The 22,036-nt window shown below is 61.2% G+C and carries 18 protein-coding genes; 11 read left to right on the top strand and 7 right to left on the bottom strand.

All coding sequences use genetic code 11. The annotated features are described in order from the left end of the window. The first annotated feature begins 227 nt into the window (after positions 1-227). From BLP10_RS08380 to BLP10_RS08350, 7 genes are all read left to right on the top strand, one after another. The gene (locus BLP10_RS08380; RefSeq protein ID WP_091133267.1) at positions 228-1,748 is read left to right on the top strand and encodes a sugar ABC transporter ATP-binding protein; all 1,521 of its coding nucleotides are present in this window, start codon (positions 228-230) and stop codon (positions 1,746-1,748) included. Next, positions 1,745-2,743: an ABC transporter permease gene (locus BLP10_RS08375; RefSeq protein ID WP_091133265.1), complete on the top strand. Its 999-nt coding sequence runs from the start codon at positions 1,745-1,747 to the stop codon at positions 2,741-2,743. The genes BLP10_RS08380 and BLP10_RS08375 overlap by 4 nt, the downstream gene beginning before the upstream one ends. Before the next feature lie 64 nt (positions 2,744-2,807). Then, positions 2,808-3,758, top strand: coding sequence for a substrate-binding domain-containing protein (locus BLP10_RS08370; RefSeq protein ID WP_091133263.1), 951 nt, complete (start codon positions 2,808-2,810; stop codon positions 3,756-3,758). Between the two features lie 118 nt (positions 3,759-3,876). Next, on the top strand, positions 3,877-4,935 hold the full coding sequence (locus BLP10_RS08365; RefSeq protein ID WP_091133261.1) for a sugar phosphate isomerase/epimerase family protein: 1,059 nt from the start codon (positions 3,877-3,879) through the stop codon (positions 4,933-4,935). 13 nt (positions 4,936-4,948) lie between these two features. Beyond that, on the top strand, positions 4,949-6,124 hold the full coding sequence (locus tag BLP10_RS08360; RefSeq protein ID WP_091133259.1) for a Gfo/Idh/MocA family protein: 1,176 nt from the start codon (positions 4,949-4,951) through the stop codon (positions 6,122-6,124). 165 nt (positions 6,125-6,289) lie between these two features. Then, complete coding sequence (locus tag BLP10_RS08355; RefSeq protein ID WP_091133257.1) at positions 6,290-6,700, top strand: Fur family transcriptional regulator; 411 nt, start codon at positions 6,290-6,292, stop codon at positions 6,698-6,700. A 201-nt stretch (positions 6,701-6,901) separates the two neighbouring features. Beyond that, positions 6,902-7,360, top strand: coding sequence for a Fur family transcriptional regulator (locus BLP10_RS08350; RefSeq protein ID WP_091133255.1), 459 nt, complete (start codon positions 6,902-6,904; stop codon positions 7,358-7,360). Positions 7,361-7,461: 101 nt separating this feature from the next. On the opposite strand, the gene BLP10_RS08345 is transcribed toward BLP10_RS08350, so the two are convergent. Both BLP10_RS08345 and BLP10_RS08340 read right to left on the bottom strand, forming a co-directional pair. Further along, entirely contained in the window at positions 7,462-10,545 is a 3,084-nt protein-coding gene (locus tag BLP10_RS08345) for an efflux RND transporter permease subunit (protein ID WP_091133253.1), read from the bottom strand. 11 nt (positions 10,546-10,556) lie between these two features. Then, on the bottom strand, positions 10,557-11,690 hold the full coding sequence (locus BLP10_RS08340; RefSeq protein ID WP_091133251.1) for an efflux RND transporter periplasmic adaptor subunit: 1,134 nt from the start codon (positions 11,688-11,690) through the stop codon (positions 10,557-10,559). A gap of 145 nt (positions 11,691-11,835) precedes the next feature. Between BLP10_RS08340 and BLP10_RS08335 the strand changes: the two genes are divergently transcribed. After that, positions 11,836-12,402 (top strand): TetR/AcrR family transcriptional regulator, encoded by a 567-nt coding sequence (locus BLP10_RS08335; RefSeq protein WP_091133249.1) that lies wholly within the window; start codon positions 11,836-11,838, stop codon positions 12,400-12,402. A gap of 22 nt (positions 12,403-12,424) precedes the next feature. On the opposite strand, the gene BLP10_RS08330 is transcribed toward BLP10_RS08335, so the two are convergent. Genes BLP10_RS08330 through BLP10_RS08315 form a run of 4 tightly spaced genes read right to left on the bottom strand, consistent with a single transcriptional unit; the run spans position 12,425 to position 16,119 of the window. Then, positions 12,425-13,612: a CaiB/BaiF CoA transferase family protein gene (locus tag BLP10_RS08330; protein ID WP_091133247.1), complete on the bottom strand. Its 1,188-nt coding sequence runs from the start codon at positions 13,610-13,612 to the stop codon at positions 12,425-12,427. Beyond that, positions 13,609-14,094: a hypothetical protein gene (locus tag BLP10_RS08325; protein ID WP_091133245.1), complete on the bottom strand. Its 486-nt coding sequence runs from the start codon at positions 14,092-14,094 to the stop codon at positions 13,609-13,611. The genes BLP10_RS08330 and BLP10_RS08325 overlap by 4 nt, the downstream gene beginning before the upstream one ends. 4 nt (positions 14,095-14,098) lie before the next feature. Next, the gene (gene dapB / locus BLP10_RS08320) at positions 14,099-14,905 is read right to left on the bottom strand and encodes a 4-hydroxy-tetrahydrodipicolinate reductase (protein WP_091133244.1); all 807 of its coding nucleotides are present in this window, start codon (positions 14,903-14,905) and stop codon (positions 14,099-14,101) included. 14 nt (positions 14,906-14,919) lie between these two features. Next, complete coding sequence (locus BLP10_RS08315) at positions 14,920-16,119, bottom strand: acyl-CoA dehydrogenase (protein WP_091133241.1); 1,200 nt, start codon at positions 16,117-16,119, stop codon at positions 14,920-14,922. Positions 16,120-16,264: 145 nt separating this feature from the next. On the opposite strand from BLP10_RS08315, the gene BLP10_RS08310 reads away from it, so the two are divergent. After that, positions 16,265-17,161, top strand: coding sequence for a LysR family transcriptional regulator (locus BLP10_RS08310; protein WP_091133239.1), 897 nt, complete (start codon positions 16,265-16,267; stop codon positions 17,159-17,161). Here the strand turns inward: BLP10_RS08310 and BLP10_RS08305 are convergent. Beyond that, positions 17,152-18,339, bottom strand: coding sequence for a multidrug effflux MFS transporter (locus BLP10_RS08305; RefSeq protein WP_091133237.1), 1,188 nt, complete (start codon positions 18,337-18,339; stop codon positions 17,152-17,154). The genes BLP10_RS08310 and BLP10_RS08305 overlap by 10 nt on opposite strands. 360 nt (positions 18,340-18,699) lie before the next feature. Between BLP10_RS08305 and bcsN the strand changes: the two genes are divergently transcribed. Together bcsN and bcsA are read left to right on the top strand one after the other, a co-directional pair. Next, positions 18,700-19,659, top strand: a complete 960-nt coding sequence (gene bcsN, locus BLP10_RS08300; protein ID WP_091133235.1) for a cellulose biosynthesis protein BcsN — start codon at positions 18,700-18,702, stop codon at positions 19,657-19,659. A gap of 175 nt (positions 19,660-19,834) precedes the next feature. Beyond that, positions 19,835-22,030, top strand: a complete 2,196-nt coding sequence (gene bcsA, locus BLP10_RS08295; protein WP_091133233.1) for a UDP-forming cellulose synthase catalytic subunit — start codon at positions 19,835-19,837, stop codon at positions 22,028-22,030. Positions 22,031-22,036: the final 6 nt, after the last annotated feature.

Below are 22,036 nucleotides of genomic sequence, written 5' to 3'. Positions count from 1 at the left end.
AAGTGCCCATGTAATCGTTTACATGGAAGCATTGCCAAAGAATGGAATGCTCCTAGTTCGATAAATGACGCCCCGCTAGAGGGCGACCGAAAAGTCCGGAGGAAATGAATGCCAGCAAGCGCTTTATCCTGCTGACCGTTACCCCTCGATCTCTTTGAACCAACGCTGCCGCACCCGCGTCAGCGAACGGTGTTTCTTACCCTGGTGTCGCTGACCTGGAGCCGCATATGGATTCCGTTCTTCGCGCAGAGAACATTTCCAAATCCTTCGGACCCAACGAGGTCCTGAGCGGCATTTCAATCGACCTGAAGCCTGGGGAAGTTCATGCCGTCATCGGCGAGAACGGCGCGGGCAAGTCGACCCTCATGCGCATTCTCTCGGGCCATATTGCGCCTAGCAAGGGCAATCTGCATTTCCAAGGCCAACCGATCACCTTTTCCGGTCCCGTAGATGCCGAGAACCATGGTATCGTTCTCGTGCATCAGGAAATCCTGCTCGCCCCCGACCTGACGGTGGCACAGAACCTGTTCCTCGGACGCGAGATCAAACGCTTCGGCTTCGTAGACGACAGGACCATGCGCGAGCGGACGAGGGGCATTCTGGCGGAGCTCGGTACCCGGATTGATCCGGATATAGAAGTGCGCCGCCTCTCCATCGCCGATCGGCAGCTCGTGCAGATCGCCCGCGCACTTCTAGTGCCCCACAAGCTCGTGGCCTTCGATGAACCGACTGCGGTTCTCACGCCTATCGAGGCGGAAAGTCTCTTCGCCATCATCCGCAAGCTGCGCGAGCATGGCGTCGCCGTGCTCTACATTTCCCATCGCCTCAACGAAGTGAAGGCGATTGCCGACCGGGTGACGGTTCTGCGCGACGGCCGGCATATCACGACGCGTGACATGGAAGGTCTGGAGCCACTCGAAATGGCCCGCCTCATGGTCGGGCGCGACATGTCGAAGCTCTATCCCGACAAGCCTGCGACAGCCTCGGATCAGGTCATTCTCACTGTGAGCGACATGGCCGTGCCCGATTATGTGGAGAATGCCTCCTTCACGTTGAAACGCGGCGAGATTCTCGGCTTCGGCGGGCTGATCGGCGCGGGCCGCACGGAACTCTTCGAGGCAATCGTCGGCCTTCGGTCGGGCCATGGCACGGTCACTCTCGATGGAAAGAGCGTCCATTTCCGCGATGCGCGCGAGGCCATGGCGGCGGGAATCGTCTATCTCTCCGAAGACCGTAAGGGCAAAGGCCTGCTTCTTCAGCAGAATCTGAGGGTCAATCTCTCCCTGGCCGCCCTCGACAAGTTCACCCGCGGATCCTTCATCGACGTAGGCGCGGAAGAAAAGGCGCTCGATGGCGCTATCAAGGATTTCGACATTCGCACCCGAGCACGCGACCTTCTGGCGGGGCAGCTCTCCGGCGGCAACCAGCAGAAACTTCTGCTCGCCAAGATGATGCTGCTCAATCCGCGCATCATCATCATCGATGAGCCCACCCGTGGCGTGGACATCGGCACCAAGGAGCAGATCTATCGCTTCATCGCCGGTCTTGCCGAAAACGGCCTTTCGGTCATCGTCATATCGTCCGAGATGCAGGAGCTGATCGGCCTCTGCCACCGTGTCGTGGTGATGCGCAACGGACGCATCGCCGGCGAAGTGCCGCAAGCCGACCTCTCAGAGGATTCCATCGTTTACCTCGCCACTGGCGTTCATGAAGAAAGGGCGGCGGAAATCGCCGCGGGCCACGCATGACCGAAACCGTGCTTCGCACCGGCGCCGAGAAGCGCAAGTTCAACATCGACATGCGGGCGCTCTCGCCCTTCATCGCGCTCATCGCCCTCGCGATTGCAGGCGCGCTCATCAATCCTGACTTCCTCACCGCATCGAACCTGCTCAACGTAGTGACGCGCTCGGCCTTCATCGCCATCATCGCGGTCGGCGCTACTTTCGTGATCGCAGGCGGAGGCCTGGATCTCTCGGTGGGCTCCATGGCGGCTCTCACCGCAGGTGTGATGATCCTGACGCTGAATTCACTCGGTGCGGGCGACATGGGCACGCTCGCTCTCGGCATGCTCGCCGCCATCGCGCTCAGCGCGGCCTGCGGCCTGGCCAACGGCCTCATCGTCACCTTCGGGCGAATAGAGCCCTTCATTGTCACGCTCGGCACCATGGGCATCTACCGCTCGCTCGTCATCTGGCTGGCAGCGGGCGGCACCATCACCATGCGCAATTTCGAGCTGCGCGAGCTCTATCGCCCGGTCTATTTCGGGAGCGTCTTCGGCATTCCCGTTCCGATCATCGCCTTCTTGGTGGTCGCCGCAATCGGCGCGCTCATCCTCTACCGCACGTCGTTCGGCCGCCATGTGGTGGCGCTCGGCTCCAACGAAGACGTCGCACGCTATTCCGGCGTGCCGATCTGGCGCGTGCGTACGCTCACCTACATCATCCAGGGCATCTGCGTCGGCATCGCGGTGCTGGTTTACGTCCCGCGCCTCGGCTCGGCGACGCCCACTACCGGCCTGCTCTGGGAGCTTCAGGCCATCACCGCCGTGGTCATCGGCGGCACGGCGCTCAAAGGCGGCGTGGGCCGCATCTGGGGCACGGTGGTCGGCGCCATCATCCTGGAACTCGTCGCCAATATCATGGTGCTGTCGAACTTCGTCTCCGAGTTTCTCGTAGGAGCGGTTCAAGGCGCCATCATCATTATCGCCATGCTCTTGCAGCGGTCAGTCCACCGCGGGCGATGAAGCCGGAACAAAGCCCACCGGCCAGAAACTCTTGGGCTCAAAACAACCCTCTAGGGAGGAACGGATGAAAGCAACGGCTCTGAAGATCGCTCTCGCGGCAGGCCTCACCATGGGCGTAGCGACCGGCGCGATGGCCCAGCAGAAGAACGTGACGATCGGCGTCTCGATCCCAGCCGCCACCCACGGCTGGACCGGTGGCGTCGTCTATCACGCTCAGGAAACCGCCAAGGCTCTCGAGAAAGGCTATCCCGGCCTGAAAGTGATCGTGAAAACCTCACCGGATGGCGCATCCCAGGCGAATGCCCTCGATGACCTCACCTCGCAGAAGGTGGACGCTCTCGTAGTTCTGCCGTTCAACTCGGACGAGCTGACGAACCCCATGCGCGAGATCAAGAAGCGCGGCACCTTCGTCACCATCGTCGATCGCGGCCTAAAGGATCCGTCGATCCAGGACATCTATGTGGCCGGCAACAACCCGGAGTTCGGCCGTGTGGCAGGCAAGTACTTCGTCGATAATCTCAAGCAGGGCAACGTCGTCGTCTTCCGCGGCATTCCGACCGTGATCGACGAGGAGCGCGTCTCCAACTTCGAGAAGGCTCTCGAAGGCTCCGGCGTCAAGGTGATCGACAAGCAATACGCCAACTGGAATCGCGACGACGCATTCAAGGTGATGCAGGACTTCCTGTCCAAGCATCCGAAGATCGACGCCGTGTGGGCGTCCGACGACGACATGGCGCTCGGCATCATGGAAGCGATCCGCCAAGCCAAGCGCGAGGACATCAAGTTCGTGCTCGGCGGCGCCGGCATGAAGGACATGGTCAAGAAGGTCATGGACGGGGACAAGATGATCCCCGCCGACGTGTCCTACCCGCCGTCGATGATCTCCACGGCCATGGGCGTCACCGCAGCGCATTTTTACTCCAATGCGCCCATGCGCGGCACCTACGTGCTCAATGCAGAGCTGATCACCAAGGACAACGCGAAGAACCACTACTTCCCCGACTCGCCATTCTAACCGGCTGGAAAACCTCGCCCTCTTCACGGGGGCGAGGCAACGGCAAGTCGCTTGTCAGGCGAGCGGCTTTCCCTTGCCTGTTCGTCCTCTTCTGCAGCCGCATCTCGGGAGTTCATCCATGAAAACCATGAAGGGCCCCGGCCTCTTCCTCGCTCAATTCGCAGGCGACGAAGCGCCGTTCAACTCGCTCGATTCCATCTGCCGGTGGGCAGCCTCCCTCGGCTACAAGGGCGTTCAGCTTCCCACCTGGGACGCACGCCTCATCGATCTGAAGAAAGCGGCCGAGTCGGATGGCTATTGCGATGAAATCCAAGGCATCGTCCGCTCCCATGGGCTGGAGATCACGGAACTTTCCACGCATCTTCAGGGGCAGCTCGTGGCCGTCCATCCGGCCTTCGATGAAGCCTTCGACGGCTTCGCGGCCCCGGAAGTACGCGGCAATCCGAAAGTCCGTCAGGCCTGGGCCGTCGAGCAGATGATGATGGCGGCGAGAGCCTCGAAGCGCCTCGGCCTGAAAGCGAGCGTCACCTTCTCAGGCGCGCTCGCATGGCCTTTCGTCTATCCCTGGCCACAGCGTCCGGCAGGCCTCATCGAGACGGCGTTCGAGGAATTGGGTCGGCGCTGGAAGCCGATCCTCGATGCCTATGAGGATGCCGATTGCGACGTCTGCTACGAGATCCACCCGGGCGAAGACATTCACGACGGCGCAACCTTCGAGCGCTTCGTGGATGCGGTCGGCGGGCACAACCGCGCCTGCATCAACTACGACCCGAGCCACTTCCTGCTGCAGCAACTCGACTACGTCGCCTTCATCGATCTCTACCATGAGCGCATCAAGGCGTTTCATGCCAAGGACGCGGAGTTCAATCCATCGGGCCGGGTCGGTGTCTATGGCGGGTACGAGAGCTGGATCAACCGCGCCGGGCGCTTCCGCTCGCTCGGTGATGGGCAGGTGGATTTCGGCGCCATCTTCTCGAAGCTCGCACAATACGATTACGATTCCTGGGCCGTGCTTGAATGGGAATGCGCCATCAAGCATCCCGAGGACGGCGCGCGGGAGGGCGCGGAGTTCATCAAGGCGCATATCATCCGCGTGACAGAAAAAGCCTTCGACGACTTCGCAGCCGGCGGAACGGATGAGGCAGCCAACCGCCGTCTTCTCGGCATCGGCTCTTGAGCGAGGTGACGCCATGACCATTGCAGGATCACGCGATCAGAAACTCAACCGCCGCCTTCGCCTCGGCATGGTGGGCGGCGGACGCGGCGCCTTCATCGGGGCCGTGCACCGCATCGCCGCCCGTCTCGACGATCGATGGGAGTTGGTGGCAGGCGCCCTCTCGTCCGACCCGGAACGAGCACGTCTTTCAGGCGAGGATCTTCTTCTGCCGTCCGACCGCAATTATGGCAACCTCCACGAAATGGCCCAGCGCGAGGCGGATCGGGAGGACGGCATCGATGCCGTTGCCATTGTCACCCCCAACCACGCCCATGCCGCCGTAGCCGAAGCGTTCCTGAAAGCCGGCATCCATGTGATCTGTGACAAGCCTCTCACCACCACCGTGCAGGAGGCAGACAGGCTGGCGCAGCTTGCCCGCGAGTCGGGCCTGATCTTCGCCGTCACCCACAATTACACCGGCTATCCGCTGGTGCGGCAGGCCCGCGCCATGGTTGCGGAAGGCGAACTCGGCACGATCCGCGTCGTGCAGGTGGAATATGCGCAGGACTGGCTCGCCACGCGCGTCGAGGAGACCGGCAGCAAGCAGGCCGAGTGGCGTACGGACCCGTCCCGTTCGGGCCCTGCGGGAGCCGTTGGCGATATCGGCACGCACGCCTTCAATCTTGCCGAATTCATCGTCGGCGACGAGGTTGCGTCCTTGTCTGCCGAACTGCACACCTTCGTCCAGGGCCGCAGGCTCGACGACAATGCCCATATGATGCTGCGCTTCGCTTCCGGCGCGAAGGGCATGCTCTGGTGCAGCCAAGTGGCGTCCGGCCTGGAGAACGGCCTGCGGATTCGTGTCTATGGCGACAAGGCAGGCCTCGAATGGGAACAGGAAAATCCGAACGCGCTATTGTTCTCCCCGCTCGGAGAGCCGCCCCGGATCATCCGCCGCAACGGCTATGGCGCCAATGACGTGTCGCGGGCGGCCTCCCGTATTCCCGGCGGGCATCCCGAAGGCTACCTAGAAGGCTTTGCCCAGCTCTACGCTGATATCGCAGAGCAGATTGCTGCGCGTATCGAAGGTCGTGAGCCCAATCCCTTCTCCCTGCAGGTTCCGAATGTCGAGCATGGCGTGCGCGGTGTGCGTTTCATCGATGCGGCAGTGCGGTCCTCACAGAACAAGGCTGCCTGGGTGGACGTGTAACAGGCATCCGACAATCCGCTGTCTCGCCGAACAAGGCGGGACAGCGGGACTATCCAGCATCGAGATGTGCCCTATCATCACAGAGCCACGCTCTATGCCTTGAAATCATCCCTACAATCATGACGTATAAGGGCGACCTAGCCCCCTTAGGAAACCCGACCCGTCATGGCCGAGCACCACCATCATCATCAGGCTCTCGAGGAGTTGAACGATACGCAAAAGCGTGTTCACCGGATCCTGACGGCTGCTCAAAATCCTCTCTCGGCCTATGAGGTGCTGGACAAGATGCGGGCGAAGGGCGCGGTCACGCCGCCTACGGTTTATCGCTCTCTCGACAAGCTCATCGAGAAGGGGCTGGCTCATCGGCTCGAGAGCGTCAATGCCTACGTTGCCTGCAAGCACCCCCACCACCATGAGATGGCGGCCTTCGCCATCTGCGAGAGCTGCGGGCTCGTTACGGAATTCAGCGATCAGAGCATTAATGATCGGCTGACCCAGTGGAGCGACGACAATTCCTTCTGCTCAAAGAAGGTTACCGTTGAGATTCGCGGCCTTTGCGAATCGTGCTCGAAGTGACGTTACAACTTGGAACTCTGCCCCAATTTAAACGTTACTACAGTGCATTAAGTGCTGTTTTAGGGAATTCGTCTGCCAATTCGCCAACTTACCCTGCGTAATATGCGTAATTGCAAAGGCTTATTGCAACGATAACACATTGTTCAGGCGGCACTTAGCCTATATGAATATATAGGTTTTGAAATAACAGGAGCGTGGCCTATGAGCACAAGAGCCCTCAGAAAAGAAGAAGAAGACAACCTCCTCCGTCGCGCGGACGACCTCTGCCGTCAGAACAACCTTCGCCTGACGCCCATCCGCGAGCGCGTTTATCGCGAGCTCGTTCAGAGCGGAGGGCCGGTGGGTGCCTATGACCTCGTCGACCGCCTCAGCAGCGACAAGAAGCGTCTGGCTCCGGTCACGATCTATCGCGCTCTCGACTTCCTGCGCGATGCCGGCCTCGTTCACCGCCTCGCCACGCAGAACTCCTATGTGGTGTCCCACGGCCAGCCGGAAGTGAACGCCATGAAGATCATGTTCGTGGATTCCAAGACCGGCGAAACCATTGAGGTTCATTCCACGGAAGTGGCCGATGCAGTCCGCAAGGCTGCAGAGCAGGCAGGCTTCAAGTCGGTCTCGCCTTTCATGGAAGTTGAAGGCGAACTGACCCGCCAGGCCTAAAACAATAAAGAGGACCAGGAAAAAGGCGGAGGCGCCCAGCGCCTCCGCCTCTTGTTTGGGGAATGTGAAATGCCCGGGCATCTCTGCCCGGCCTTTCGTTTTTATTCTGCGGCGTATGCCTGGCGGGGAGCGTGTTCTTCGCTCCTCTTTTCGCTGCGCACCGTCTCCTTGGAGATGTAGGTGTAGAACATCGGCACCACAAAGAGCGTGAAGATCGTGCCGATGGACATGCCCGATGCAATCACGAGGCCCATGGAGAAGCGGGCCGCCGCGCCTGCGCCGCTCGCATAGAGCAGCGGAGCGACGCCGAGCACCATGGCCGCCGTGGTCATGAGGATCGGGCGCAGACGGACACGAGCCGCCTCCTCGATGGCCTCGCGGCTGCTCACGCCATGCTTCTCCTTCAGCTCGTTGGCGAACTCCACCATCAGAATGCCGTGCTTCGTGATCAGACCCACCAGGGTGATCAGACCCACCTGCGTGTAGATGTTGAGCGTCGCCAGACCGAGGTTGAGGAAGATCATGGCGCCGAACATGGAAAGAGGAACCGACATCATGATGATGAACGGATCGCGGAAGCTCTCGAACTGCGCCGCCAGCACCAGATAGATCACGATGATGGCAAGGCCGAAAGCGAGGAAGATGGAGCTTCCCTCCTGTACCTCGAGGCGCGACTGACCGGCATAATCGACATAGAAGCCCTGAGGCATGACCTCCTGCGCGATGGAGCGCAGGGTTGCCAAGCCTTCCGAAGTCGTCACGCCCGGCAGGGGCAGCGCCGATACGGTCGCCGAGTTGAGCTGGTTGAACTGCTCGATGACCGCCGGAGCTGCATCCGTCTTGATGCTGACGAGCGCGGAGAGCGGCACCATCGAACCATCGGAAGCACGCACGTAGTACTCGGCCAGACGCTCAGGATTCAGGCGATCTTGCTGGCGCACCTGGCTGACAACGTCATAGCTGCGGTTGTCCCGGTCGAACTTCGAAATCGAAGCGCCACCGACGAGCGCACCTAGCGTGTTGCCGATCTCTGACACCTGCACACCCAACGCGGCCGCACGGTCGCGATCGATGACGATGCGAGCGCGGGGCGTCTCGTAGGAGATCGAGTTCTGCACCACGATGAACTTGCCGGACTTCATCGCCCGTTTGCGGATCTCCTCTGCGACCTCATAGGCCTGAGAGGAATCGCCGATGGTGCGCAGCACGTACTGGATCGGCAGGCCGTCGCCGCCGCCAGGCAGGGACGGAGGTGCGAATGCGAACGCCTGAACGCCTGCGTTCTCATTCAGAAGGTTCTGAATGTCCTGCTTGGTGGCCTCGCCCTTCTTCTCACGCTCGCTCCATTCCTTGAGCTTGAAGCCGAAGAAGCCGCCGCCGCCGCCGTCGATGCCGACGATGAGGAAGCTGTCATCGATCTCAGGGATTTTCTCGGCCGCGTTCGTGAACTGCTTGGAGAAAGCCTGCGTGTACTCGGCCGTGGCGTATTTCGGCACGTTCAAGATACCGAGATAGGCGCCCTGATCCTCTTCCGGAGCCAGCTCGGAGTTGGTCTTCATGAAGAGGAAGGCCGTGGTGCCGAGCAGGACCGCAACGATCACGAGCGTGACGGCGCGATAATCGAGCGAGCCCTTGAGGCGTCGCGCATACCAGTTCTCGAGCCGTGTGAAGGTGCGGTCGACGAAAGCTGCGAAGCGGCTCTGCGAGCCATGCGACTTCAACAGCTTCGAGGACATCATCGGCGAAAGCGTCACAGCGACGATGCCTGAGATGATCACTGCGCCTGCCAGCGTGAAGGCAAATTCGCGGAAGAGGGAACCCGTCAAGCCGGTGGTGAAGCCGATGGGCGCATAGACCGCCGCGAGCGTGATGGTCATCGAGACGATGGGAAGGAAGATCTCCTTCATGCCCACGATGGCAGCATCGACGGGTTTGAGTCCCTCCTCAATATGGCGGTGGATGTTCTCCAGCACCACGATGGCGTCGTCGACCACGAGACCGATGGCCAGCACCATGGCGAGCAGGGTCAGGAGGTTGATCGAATAACCCAGCGCGTAAAGGAAGAAGCACACGCCGATGAGCGAGAGCGGAATCGTGACGACCGGGATCAGCACCGAGCGGAAGGAGCCCAGGAACAGCAGGATCACCACCACGACGATGAGGGCCGCCTCACCGATGGTCTTGAAGACCTCTTCGATGGAAGCGGAGATGAAGTTCGAGGCATCGTAGACGATCTCGACGGTCATGCCCTTGGGCAGGGTCGGACGGATCGATTCAATGGCCCTCGTCACCTCGTCGGCCACCGTGAGCGGGTTGGCCGACGGCGTCGGCACGATGCCGATGAAGGTACCCTCGCTGCCATTGAAGCTGACGATAGTGTCCGTGCTCTTGGGGCCGAGTTCCACATCCGCCACGTCGCGCAGGCGCACGACCTGATCGCCGTTCGAGCGAATCGGCAGCGCACCGAAAGTCTCGGGCGTCTGCAGCGTGGTCTGCATGTCGAGGGTATAAGCGACGTACTCGTTCTTGGTCTTGCCGGGAGCGGCAAGGAAGTTATTGGCGTTGATCGCCTGCACCACGTCGCCAGCCGTCACGCCGCGCGCGGCGAGCCGCACAGGGTCAATCCATACGCGCATGGCGAAATCACGCCCGCCGAGGATCTCGGCGTTGCCGACACCTTCGAGCGTTGCAAATCGCGGCTGCACGACGCGGGTCAGGAATTCGCTGACCTGCTCGGAGTTCATCTCCGTGCTGCCGAAGGTGATGTACATGAGAGCGAAGCTCTGGCCCGTACCCTTCATGATCACTGGATCTTCAGCCTCAGAAGGAAGCTGCGCGCGGATCTGCTGCACCTTGGCGGTCACCTCGGTGAGTGCGGCGTTCGGATCCGTGTTCAGGCGCATGCGCACGGACACCGTGCTCACGCCCTGGCGGCTCTGCGTGGTCACGTAGTCCACGCCTTCCGCACTCGACACGGATTTGGCGATGGGCGTGCTGATGAAGCCCTGAATCAGATCGGCGCTGGCGCCCACATAGGCCGTGGTGACGGTGATCGTAGTCTCCTGAACCTCAGGATACTGACGCACCTGCAGGTTCATCAGACCCTGTGCGCCGAGCAGCAGGATCAGGAGGCTCACCACCATCGACAAGACGGGGCGGCGAATAAAAAGCTCTGTGAAACTCATGGCGTTTTTGCCTACTGCCCGTTCGCGAGCTTGGTCGCGTCGAGCTTCGTCACATCAATGCTGTTGTCGATCTTCACGGTCGCGCCGGACTGAAGCTTGTTCTGGCCTGAAGCCACAACCTGCTGACCCGGCTGGATGCCCGAGAGAACTTCGAGCACGCCGCCGCGGCGGCGGCCGGTCTTCACGAAGACCTGCTTGGCGACCTGGACCTGATTGCCTGCCCGTTCTTCCTGATCGATCGTGTAGACGTAATCCCCGTAAAGGCTCGTGATGACAGCCGTCTGTGGCACGGTGATGACGTTGGGCTGCTCCGGCAGGACGACCTCTACATGGAGGAACTGACCTGGCAGGATCGACCTTTCCTTGTTGTCCTCGATGAGAGCCTGCACGGAAACGAGACGGGTCTTCGGATCGACCCGGGGGTCTTTGCCCGTCACACGCCCCTTGAAGGGCAGGTCAGTCTCGTTCATGCCCAGGCGAACCTCCTGCCCGAGCTTCACCTGATCGGCCATCTGCTCGGGAACCGTGAAATCGACTTTCATGGAATCGAGGTCCTGGAAGCTCGCGATGACGGAACCGGGCTGCAGATACTGACCCACATCGATGCGCGGAATGCCGATCACGCCGGAGAACGGCGCCTTCAAAGCCTTCTGCTCGAGTGTTGCCTCAAGGCGGGCCAAACGCGACCGCGCAGCGGCAAGCAACGCGCTCGCCTGATCGAGGTTGGCTTCCGTGCCATAGCCGCGGGTCGAAAGGGTTCTCGCCCGCTCATAAGAGCTCTCTGCCGTCTTCACGTTGGCTTGAACGTCTTGGATGTCGGCACGCTCCACCGTATCGTCGAGCTGAACGAGGATATCGCCTGCGCGGATACTCTGATTGGCCTTAAACTTGATTTCCTTGACGATGCCGGGCGTCTCGAAGGCCAGTTCGACGCCGTTGGCGGCTTTGGCCGTGCCAATGGCGCTGATGCTTGGCGTCCAGGTCTTCGCCTCAACCTTGGCCGCAGAGATCGCCTGCGGAGGCGGCTGCATATTGGCGAAGAAGTCCGCGATCATCTTGTCCCGGAAGAAGTTGAACCAAATCAGCCCAGCACAGAGCAGGATCGTAAGAGTGAAAACGAGGCCGACGACGATGCGCCTTTTCATGGACTTCTTCCAGAAAGTTACAGGCCCGCCGGGCGGGCTACAGACATTGAAGATGGAGGTGCGGCATTAGCTCAACTTGCCCTTGACGCCAATGCCGCGGCATCATTTATATACCGACCGGACGGTTTAGTTGCAAGAGTTGTCAATGTTGGAAAATGCCCGAGGCCGCAAGAGTTCCCGCGAGAAAATTCTCGACGCGGCTGCAGAGCTTGTTTCCGAAATCGGCGCGGGGCGCCTCACTCTCGACGCCGTGGCCGAGCGCGCCGGGCTCAGCAAAGGTGGACTTCTCTACAACTTTCCCAGCAAGGAAGCGCTGCTTCAGGCCATGATCCGTCGCATGATCGATCAGGTGACGGAATCCAGAGAAGCCCTGCGCCCGCAGCTTAAGCCCGGACCTAATCTGGAAGCGCGGCTGGCGACGACAACTCTCCTGAATATGTGTTGTGACGGCAAGATGCAGGAGATCGCAACTGGATTGATGGTAGCGACGGCGGAGAATCCGCGTCTGCTCGACCCTGTTCGCGAGGTCATTTCAGAAACGTTGCAACGCATCAAATCCGACTCGGATGACGACGCCGCGCTTCTCGGCTGGCTTGCGGTCGAAGGTCTGAGCAATCTTGAAATGCACAATCTCAGCCCGTTCTCGGATCAGGACCGCGAGAGGATCGTGCAGGCGATCAATCGCCTGCTTACGAAGGGCATCGCCTCCTAAGGCATCGTCATGCTGAGGCTGCTCAAGCCATCCAGGACGGATCGCTCAACACTTCATCCGTATGCTCACCGAGGCGGGGCGAAGGACGCGCAGCCGCCATCGGCTTTCCGTTCATGACGATGGGTGAACGCACCGACGGAATCGCGCCGCCTTTGGCGGCGATTGAAGGCAGATCGATTTTCATGCCGCGCGCGATCACCTGAGGATCGGCAAACACATCCTCGACCGTATTGATGGGGCCAGCCGGCACCCCCTGCTTTTCAAGCGCTGCCAGCAAAGCATCCCGTGTCGTCTCAAGCGTGAGCCTCGTCAGAATCGGCACAAGCTCTGCGCGGTGGCGCACGCGGCCTGCATTCGTGGCAAAGCGCTCGTCCTGCGCCAGCTCGGGGTAGCCGAGCACAGCGACGAAGCGGGAGAACTGTCCGTCATTGCCCACCGCCACGATCACGTGGCCATCAGCCACCGGGAACACCTGATAGGGCACGATGTTAGGATGCGCATTGCCCATGCGGCGCGGCGACTTGGCGGAGGCAAGATAGTTCATCGCCTGATTGGCGAGCACGCTCGTCTGCACATCGAGGAGCGCCATGTCGAGATGCGAGCCCTCGCCGGTCTGATCGCGCTGGCGCAGAGCCGCAAGAATGCCGACCACCGAATACACGCCCGTGAAGATGTCGACATACGCCACGCCGATCTTCTGCGGCTCGCCGTCGGGATCGCCGGTCAGATCCATGATGCCGCCAAGGCCCTGGATCATGAAGTCGTATCCCGCGCGCGCCGCATAGGGGCCGTTCTGCCCGAAGCCCGTAATGGAGCAGTAGACGAGACGCGGATTGACGGCCTTCAGGCTCTCGTAGTCGAGACCGTATTTCTTCAGCCCGCCGACCTTGAAATTCTCGATCACCACATCGGCGTGAGCTGCGAGCTTGCGCACGAGTTCCTGCCCCTCGGCGCTTTCGAAATCGACGGCGATGGAACGCTTGCCGCGATTGCAGGAATGGAAGTACGCCGCCGACAGATCACCGCCATCCTCCGCCTCCACGAAGGGAGGCCCCCACCCGCGCGTGTCGTCGCCCGCGCCCGGACGCTCCACCTTCACCACATCGGCGCCGAGGTCGGCGAGCAGTTGACCGACCCAGGGACCAGCGAGAATACGAGCGAGTTCGAGGACCTTGAGGCCTGAGAGAGGACGATTTTGTTGCTCGGTCAAGGACGTGCACCTTTTCTGTAGGTGATTTTACCGCGCAAGAAGTCTTCGCCCTTCTCTAACCGGGTCAAGTTTTCTTGCGATATGCATTGCTGCGTTTTAACTGCCTTCGCGCTTCCGACCTGAGCCTCGGGGGTATCGAGAACATCAACCTCGCAAAGAACTTGGTCCGAGCTCGAACAGACTTTCATGTCAGGCCAGCAGATCGTGTTGGTCGGAGAATGAGTGCTCGGACCATAAACCGTAGGCGCGTATTGGTATTTTTCGTCCAACCAATCTGTTGGTTGCATCGGAGAAATGACTAGATCGACGAAAGGCAAAGCACTCTTCCACTGTAACCAATCAAACGCACGCGTTTTCAAAGTAGGACGGTCAGCCCCGAACGCCGCACCACAGCCCATAGCGAGAATCACAAGAAGAGATGCGACCTTGAAGGTTTCAACTCTCGTTGTGATTCCATCCGCAATGGCAGCGAACCGCCTCATGCGCTCAATCCATCACGGCATCGAGGCCGCGCTTCAATCCGATGAAAGAGGAGACACGGCGGGCCGCCAGCAATGTTCCGGTCACATAAGGAGCAGCCGAAGAGCCCGCATCGTGACGGATCACGAGGCGCTCGTTATCGGCGCCGAACACGGCCTCGCACGAGAGCACGAAGGACGGCATGCGCAGGGAGTGAACCTGCACAGGTTCCCTCGCGCCGAGCGCACCGCCTCGGGTCTCGCGAACACCGGCGAGTTCATCGACGGCCTTCGAGGTTGCGGGCTGACGCACATCGCTCAAGAGTTCGGCCAGTTCTCTCGCCGTGCCGGAAGGCGTGTCGGGTTTCTTGGCGGAAGCATAATCGATCACTTCCACATCCGGCACGAAGCGCGCCGCTTCGAGCGCGAAGCGGCGCAGCAGCGTTGCGGTGATCGAGAAGTTGCCGGCGGCGAGCACCCCGCGCTGGGCCTTGAGCGCAACGGCATCGATCTCTGCGTATTCTTCCGCCGAAAGACCAGATGTGCCGACAACCACATTGCGGCCATGCGCCAATGCGGTCAGGGCGTGCGCCTTGACCACATTGGGCTTGGTGTAATCGATCACCACGTGTGACGGTGCCTTCAATGCCTCTTCGAGCGTGGCGCTGATCGTGACGCCAAGATGGGGAAGGCCAGCAGCCTCGCCCGCATCCTGCCCCGCAGCGCTGCGGCTGACCGCGCCTGCGAGCTCCAGATCGTCGGAGGCTGCAATCGCAGCCACCAGTGCCTTGCCGACCCAGCCGGTGGCTCCTGCCAGCGTGATCCGAAGAGACATCGCCTTGTCCTTTCTTAGAAGAACGCCTGCAGTCCCGTCTGTGCGCGACCCAGGATCAGAGCATGCACGTCGTGCGTGCCCTCATAGGTATTCACCGTCTCCAGGTTCTGCGCATGGCGCATCACATGGTATTCTTCCTGAATGCCGTTGCCGCCGTGCATGTCGCGGGCGATGCGCGCGATGTCGAGCGCCTTGCCGCAATTGTTGCGCTTCACCAGCGAGATCATCTCGGGCGCCATGCGGCCTTCATCGAAGAGGCGACCGACGCGAAGCGAGGCGTGAAGGCCCAGCGTGATCTCGGTCATCATATCCGCGAGCTTCTTCTGCACGAGCTGAGTGGCTGCGAGCGGCTTGTTGAACTGCTTGCGGTCGAGCGTGTACTGGCGCGCGCGGTGCCAGCAATCCTCCGCCGCACCCATCGCACCCCAGGAGATGCCATAGCGCGCGCGATTGAGGCAGCCGAACGGACCCTTGAGGCCCGAGACGTTCGGGAGAAGCGCGTCCTCGCCCACCTCGACGCCGTCCATGACGATTTCGCCGGTGATGGAGGCGCGCAGCGAGAGCTTGCCGCCGATCTTCGGCGCGGACAGGCCCTTCATGCCCTTGTCGAGCACGAAGCCGCGGATCTCGTTGTCATGCGCTTCCGACTTCGCCCACACGACGAACACGTCGGCGATGGGGGAGTTCGGGATCCACATCTTCGAGCCGGTGAGGCGATAGCCGCCGTCGATCTTCTGGGCGCGGGTCTTCATGCCGGCGGGATCGGAGCCCGCATCCGGCTCGGTGAGGCCGAAGCAGCCCACGAACTCGCCCGAGGCGAGCTTGGGCAGATACTTCCGGCGCTGCTCCTCGGAGCCATAGGCATAGATCGGATACATGACGAGGGAGGATTGCACGCTCATCATGGAGCGATAACCGGAATCGACACGCTCCACCTCGCGGGCGACGAGGCCGTAGGCCACGTAGGACGCGCCGGCGCAGCCGTAATCCTCCGGAAGGGTCACTCCGAGAAGGCCGAGCTCGCCCATCTCGTTGAAGATCTCGCGGTCCGTGCGCTCCTCGCGATAGGCATCGATCACGCGCGGCAGGAGCTTGTCCTGAGCATAGGCGCGGGCCGTGTCGCGGATCATCCGCTCGTCGTCGGTGAGCAACTCATCGAGGAGGAGCGGATCTTCCCACTTGAGCTTCGCGAGTTCGTGCTTTGCACCAGCCATGATGAGGATTCCTCTTGGAGACGGCGCTGGAGACCCCTCCAGAGCGCCGGATAAACCTATTGAATTTTGCCCGAAAAATCGCGCTGGACAGGGGAGAAGTAAAGCGACATCTTCGCAGCAGGTTATTCGAAAACGGAATGAACTGGTGCTCCGTCGCGGCTTTCTGCCCAATATCGGCAATCTTCTCGCCTTCGAGGCCACGGCCCGGCATGGCAGCGTCTCCCGCGCGGCCGAGGAACTGAATCTCACCCAGAGCGCCGTTTCGCGGCAAATCCAGCAGCTTGAGGATTCGCTCGGCGTTTCTCTTTTCAGCCGCTCCCGCCAGCGCGTGGTGCTTACCGATGTGGGCCGCCTTTACGCCTCGCAGGTGCGCGGAACCCTGACGGAGCTGTCGGACGCCACCCATCAGGCGATAGCCCTGTCGGGCACAAGCGGCGTCCTGAACCTCGCGACCCTGCCGACGTTCGGCACCCGCTGGCTCATTCCGCGCATTCCGCATTTCATGACCAGGCATCCCGGCGCGACGGTGAATTTCGGCGTTCGCCTCGTCCCCTTCGATTTCACCGCCGAGCCTTTCGATGCTGCGATCCATTTCGGCGAGCCGCATTGGCCCGGCGCGATCTGTGAATTGCTGCGGCGGGAAGAGGCCGTGCCTGTGTGCAGTCCGGCCTATCGTGAGCGCGAAAAGATCAAGGCGCCGGAAGATCTCGCTCGCGCCACCCTGCTCCAGCAGAGCACGCGCCCGACCGCCTGGGCGGAATGGTTCGCGACCGTGAACGTGGATGCCGGAAACCCCATGCGCGGCCCGCGCTTCGAGCAATTCGCCATGGTGGCGCAGGCCGCCGCCGCAGGCCTCGGCGTTGGCCTCATTCCGCACTTCCTGATTGCGGACGAGCTCGCCACGGGGCGCCTGGAGATCCTTTTCCCGCACAGCATCCTGAGTGTTGGCGCCTATTACCTCGTCTATCCCGAGCACAAGGCGGAAGCGCCTCTGGTGCGCTCATTCCGCGATTGGATTCTGGCCGAGTCCCATCAGGGATAGACACGTCTCGCCTTCAAGGTCCGCATGCTCAAGGCGAAGGCCATCCAGCCGCAGAACATGATGCAGCCGACCATCGACAGGGACGTTCCGTTGTAGAGCACGCTCGTCAGCGCAATCATCACGGCGCCCGTGCTGAGCTGCAGCGTGCCCATGAGCGCGGAAGCCGTACCGGCAATCGTTCCATGCTCCTCCAATGCCAGCACGGCTGTCGAGGGGATGACATAGCCGAGGCAGCCGAAGGAGAGGAACAGAAGCCCCCAGAGAAGGTAGGCGTTATCGACCCCTGCGAGGGTCAGGATGAACAACAGACTGACAAGGGCGACGAAGCCGGAAATAGCCGTGCGCACGAGTTTCTCCGCACCGAAGCGTCGCATGAAGACGCTGTTGAACTGCGCGCTGCCGATGAAGGCGATCGCGTTCGACGCGAAGATCATGCTGTAATGCGACGGCGACAGTCCGTAATGTTCGATGAAGATCACGGACGAGCCCGCCAGATAGGCAAAGAAGCTCGCCTGGCTAAAACCGCCGGTGAAGGTGACTCCAAGAAAACGGCGATCCTTCAGAAGCGTTCTGTAGGTGGAGAAAGCCTGGAGAATGCCCCTCTTACCCGCCTCCTCTGGCCGCGTCTCGGGCAGCAGAAACAGAAGCACGGCCAAGCCGCCGATGCCGATGGCCGCAATGGTCCAGAAGATGACACGCCAGCTGAAGAATTCGGTGAGCGTGCTGCCTGCGAGCGGCGCCAGAATGGGCGAGACGCTGAAGACCAGCATCATGGTCGCCATGAGGCGCGCGGCCTCGTGGCCCGTATGCAGATCGCGAATGATGGCCCTGGGAATGACCATGGCCGCACAGGAGCCTACGCCCTGCAGGAAGCGGAAAGCGATGAGCGCCTCCACATTCGGGGCATAGCTGCAGCCGATGCTGCCGAGGACGAACAGCGTGAGGCCCGCATAGAGGGGCGGCTTGCGGCCATAGCGGTCCGACAACGGTCCATAGGCCAGCTGGCAGATGGCCACCGCCAGGAAGAAGCTCATCAGACTCATCTGCACCGCGCTCACATCAACCCGGAACTCGCGGGCGATGGCCGGGAAAGCCGGCAGGTACATGTCGATGGCGAACGGCCCGATGGCGGACAGCATTCCAAGGACGAGCGCGTTGCGCAAAAAGGCGGACTTCATGAAAAAGACTTTCGAAAAGGCGTCTTTGGTCCCACTCCAGCAAGTGGGATGGATAAAACGTCCGGCACGGCAATGTCGGGCGATGGCAGCGACTGGAAGGCGAGCCTGGGCCGGCGGTCAGAGGCCGCGCGGCGGAGGACGCGAGCCCTGCTTTTATGCTCCATAGCCCCTGCGTCAAGCACGGCCGTTCAAGTTTGAAGGGACAATAATCCCTAATCGGGGCCGATGGTTACCCTTCGTTAACTATGTTTGGCCATGTCTGGTTAAAGATTCACCGGATGCGTCGGCCCTTGGGCACTTGCCCCTTCGGGACGTCCCTCATCCCAGCGGACCCGCCGGCCGCAGGAGTTGACCCTGCCCATGCTGTTTTCCTTCTCTCCCAATCGGACCGGATTCGGCGCCTCGGCGCCCGAGACGCGCTCTGATTCGAGGGGGCGGCTCGGCAAACCCGCCACGGCAGCGCTTCTTGCGGTGTCGCTCCTGACCACGGCCTGCACGACGAGATCCGAGCTGGGTTTTGCCACGCTCATGAACGAGGTTCCGGCAACCCGGGCGATCATCGTGCCGCCGCCGGGCGGCCCCTCCATCGTGGCCGTGCTGGAGCGCAAGTACCAGAACGGGGTCTCTCAGGAGATTGCCCTCTCGACAGCCTCACTCACCCCTGGCCAGAACGCCTTCTATGTAAGCCTGGCCACCGGGGGAGCGCCGCCGCAATCCCAGGTGGACGATGTGCTGAGCCTCCCCTCCTCGGTCATGATGCAGGAACGCGTCCAGGAGGAGATGGAGGAGCGCCTCCCCGGCATCGACATGCAGACCTCGCTCGTCTACGTGCAGAACAAGTACGGGCCCTTCGGTTTCGCCACGGGCCGCTCTGCGAGCGGCGACGTCTGCCTTTACGCCTGGCAGCGGATCGAGCCCAACAAACCGGCCGTGTTCGTGCCGGGCGGGGTAATCTCCATCCGCCTGCGTCTGTGCGATGCGGCTGCGACACAGCAGCAACTCCTGCGCACCATGTATGCCTTCACAATCTCGGCCTATTACATGTCCGGGTCCTGGAATCCCTATGGGGATCCGCCCCGGGTGCCCGCCCATCTGGGCGAGATCGATGCGCCGATCTATCCGCTCGGCATCAATGATGCCCCCGCGACCGTTGTGCGTGAGCGCCGCGTCCGGGTGCAGGCCGAGCCTTCCACCCGCCTCATCGACAAGGATACGGTCATTCCAGCGGCTCCCGTCCAGCCGACGACCCCAACATATCAGCAGCCGACCGCTTCTCCGCAAACCGGCTATCCAGTCGTTCCTCCGCCACCTTCGCAGTAAACCTCAAGAAACGGTCTCGATATTAGATAACATTACAACATGTATTGTTTACTAGAGCGACAAAAAATCCCAACACGCCAGGAACAATATTGTATCCAGCCCGATAGACCTCAAGCAACTCTTAGCTTATGCGTGAGGTTTAACGTATAACAACCTTGACTGAGAACATTCGCCGATGCGTAGGGGTGCACTCGTAGCCTTATGGGCGGTGGCGGCGATGCTCATCGTCCTGCTGGTCGCCCTTCCCATTAGCCTTCAGACTCACTTGGTGGCCGGCCTCGTCGTTGTGGCCTGCATGATTGTGCTGAAGTTTTTCCGCGCGCAAGGGGTATGGCGGATCATTGCCCTCTCGCTCGGCACGGCCATCGTTCTGCGCTACGTGTTCTGGCGTACCACGAGCACAATTCCCCCGATCACGGAGATCGCGAGCTTTATCCCTGCCATCTTGTTGTACATCGCCGAGATGTACAGCGTGATGATGCTCTTCTTGAGCCTCTTCGTGGTGTCGAGCCCGATGCCGTCGCGCAAGCCGCCCAAAATCGACCCGCATAACCTGCCGACCGTCGACGTGTTCGTGCCGAGCTACAACGAAGACGCGAGCCTTCTGGCCACCACTCTCGCGGCGGCCAAGGCCATGAACTATCCGGACGGCAAGTTTACAGTCTGGCTGCTCGACGACGGCGGAACAGATGAGAAATGCAACTCGGCGAATCCGCACGCGGCCGAAGCGGCCCGCGCCCGCCGCGCCGAACTTCAGACCCTCTGCGCGGCACTCGACGTCAAGTATCTCACCCGCGCCCGCAACCTGCATGCCAAGGCCGGCAACCTCAACAACGGGCTTGAAAATTCAACCGGCGATCTCGTGGCCGTGTTCGACGCAGACCACGCGCCAACACGCAGCTTCCTGGAAGAAACCGTGGGCTTCTTCAGCGCAGACAAGAACCTGTTTCTTGTCCAGACGCCCCATTTCTTCATCAATCCCGACCCGCTCGAGCGCAATCTCGGAACCTTCCAGACGATGCCGTCGGAGAACGAGATGTTCTACGGCGTCATTCAGCGCGGTCTCGACAAGTGGGATGCCGCGTTCTTCTGCGGTTCGGCTGCCGTGCTCCGGCGCGAAGCCTTGCAGGAAACGAATGGGTTCAGCGGCCTGAGCATTACAGAGGATTGCGAAACGGCGCTTGAGCTTCACTCCCGCGGGTGGAGCAGCGTGTACGTGGACAAGCCGCTGATCGCAGGCCTTCAGCCCGATACCTTCGCGAGCTTCATCGGCCAGCGCTCGCGCTGGGCGCAGGGCATGATGCAGATCCTGAGCTTCCGCTTTCCTCCCTTGAAACGCGGGCTGAAGCTCACCCAGCGCCTGGCCTACATGTCGAGCACCCTGTTCTGGCTCTTCCCGTTCTCGCGCTTCGCCTTCCTGCTCTCGCCGCTCTGCTATCTGTTCTTCTCGCTGGAGATCTTTACCGCATCGGGCGGCGAGTTCCTGGCCTATACGTTCACTTATATGATGGTGAACTTCATGATGCAGAACTATCTGTACGGCCGTTACCGCTGGCCTTGGATCTCGGATCTCTACGAGTACATTCAGACGATCTATCTGCTTCCCGCCATCATATCGGTGATCGCCAATCCCAGGAAGCCGACCTTCAAGGTCACGTCCAAGGGCGAATCCATGCTCGAGAGCCGGGTCTCGGAACTCGGAATGCCCTATTTCATCATTTTCGGCATCCTGCTCCTGGGCGTTGTCGCCACCGGCGTGCGCGTATGGCTGGAGCCCTACAAGGCCGATCTGACGCTGGTGACGGGCGCATGGAACGTGCTCAACCTCATCATCGCAGGCTGCGCGCTGGGCGTCGTATCAGAGCGCGCCTCGCGACGCATGAGCCATCGCGTGCGCACGGATCGCGTCTGCCGCTTCCTGTTTGGCGATGAAGTCATCGAGGCTTCGGTGCGCGACATCTCGGTAGGCGGCGCGAGGTTGCATGTGGCGCCCTCCAACGAGCCCACTCTCAAGAAGGGCGCGCTCGGCACCCTTGAGTTCATGCCCCACGCCGATCTGCCTGTGCAGACGATGCCGGTCGAGATCCGCAAGGTGGGCATGGATGACAATGGACTGCTCCTGGGTTGCCGCTTCCTGATCGACAAGCCTGAACACCACAGGCTCGTGGCCGATCTCGTGTTCGCAGATGCCGATCAGTGGAGCGCATTCCAGAAGCGCCGCCATCAAGATATCGGCGTGCTGCGCGGCACATTGTGGTTCTTCATGGTCTCCCTCTACCAGACGGGACGAGGCCTTTCCTATCTCTTCGGCCTGCAACGGATCGGCACGTCCAAATCGCCGGTTCCGTCGATTGCATCGGCTGCTAAATAGAGGCCT

It is taken from the genome of Microvirga guangxiensis (assembly GCF_900102135.1).
GTDB lineage: Bacteria > Pseudomonadota > Alphaproteobacteria > Rhizobiales > Beijerinckiaceae > Microvirga > Microvirga guangxiensis.
Note: the sequence above shows the minus strand (reverse complement) of the source record. Positions and strands in the feature narration are given on the sequence as shown.

Bases quoted from the DNA above. Each gene is read 5' to 3' on its own strand.
- BLP10_RS08380 (WP_091133267.1), top strand. From the start codon at position 228: ATGGATTCCGTTCTTCGCGCAGAGAACATTTCCAAATCCTTCGGACCC.
- BLP10_RS08375 (WP_091133265.1), top strand. From the start codon at position 1,745: ATGACCGAAACCGTGCTTCGCACCGGCGCCGAGAAGCGCAAGTTCAAC.
- BLP10_RS08370 (WP_091133263.1), top strand. From the start codon at position 2,808: ATGAAAGCAACGGCTCTGAAGATCGCTCTCGCGGCAGGCCTCACCATG.
- BLP10_RS08365 (WP_091133261.1), top strand. From the start codon at position 3,877: ATGAAAACCATGAAGGGCCCCGGCCTCTTCCTCGCTCAATTCGCAGGC.
- BLP10_RS08360 (WP_091133259.1), top strand. From the start codon at position 4,949: ATGACCATTGCAGGATCACGCGATCAGAAACTCAACCGCCGCCTTCGC.
- BLP10_RS08355 (WP_091133257.1), top strand. From the start codon at position 6,290: ATGGCCGAGCACCACCATCATCATCAGGCTCTCGAGGAGTTGAACGAT.
- BLP10_RS08350 (WP_091133255.1), top strand. From the start codon at position 6,902: ATGAGCACAAGAGCCCTCAGAAAAGAAGAAGAAGACAACCTCCTCCGT.
- BLP10_RS08345 (WP_091133253.1), bottom strand. From the start codon at position 10,545: ATGAGTTTCACAGAGCTTTTTATTCGCCGCCCCGTCTTGTCGATGGTG.
- BLP10_RS08340 (WP_091133251.1), bottom strand. From the start codon at position 11,690: ATGAAAAGGCGCATCGTCGTCGGCCTCGTTTTCACTCTTACGATCCTG.
- BLP10_RS08335 (WP_091133249.1), top strand. From the start codon at position 11,836: ATGTTGGAAAATGCCCGAGGCCGCAAGAGTTCCCGCGAGAAAATTCTC.
- BLP10_RS08325 (WP_091133245.1), bottom strand. From the start codon at position 14,094: ATGAGGCGGTTCGCTGCCATTGCGGATGGAATCACAACGAGAGTTGAA.
- dapB (WP_091133244.1), bottom strand. From the start codon at position 14,905: ATGTCTCTTCGGATCACGCTGGCAGGAGCCACCGGCTGGGTCGGCAAG.
- BLP10_RS08315 (WP_091133241.1), bottom strand. From the start codon at position 16,119: ATGGCTGGTGCAAAGCACGAACTCGCGAAGCTCAAGTGGGAAGATCCG.
- BLP10_RS08305 (WP_091133237.1), bottom strand. From the start codon at position 18,339: ATGAAGTCCGCCTTTTTGCGCAACGCGCTCGTCCTTGGAATGCTGTCC.
- bcsN (WP_091133235.1), top strand. From the start codon at position 18,700: ATGCTGTTTTCCTTCTCTCCCAATCGGACCGGATTCGGCGCCTCGGCG.
- bcsA (WP_091133233.1), top strand. From the start codon at position 19,835: ATGCGTAGGGGTGCACTCGTAGCCTTATGGGCGGTGGCGGCGATGCTC.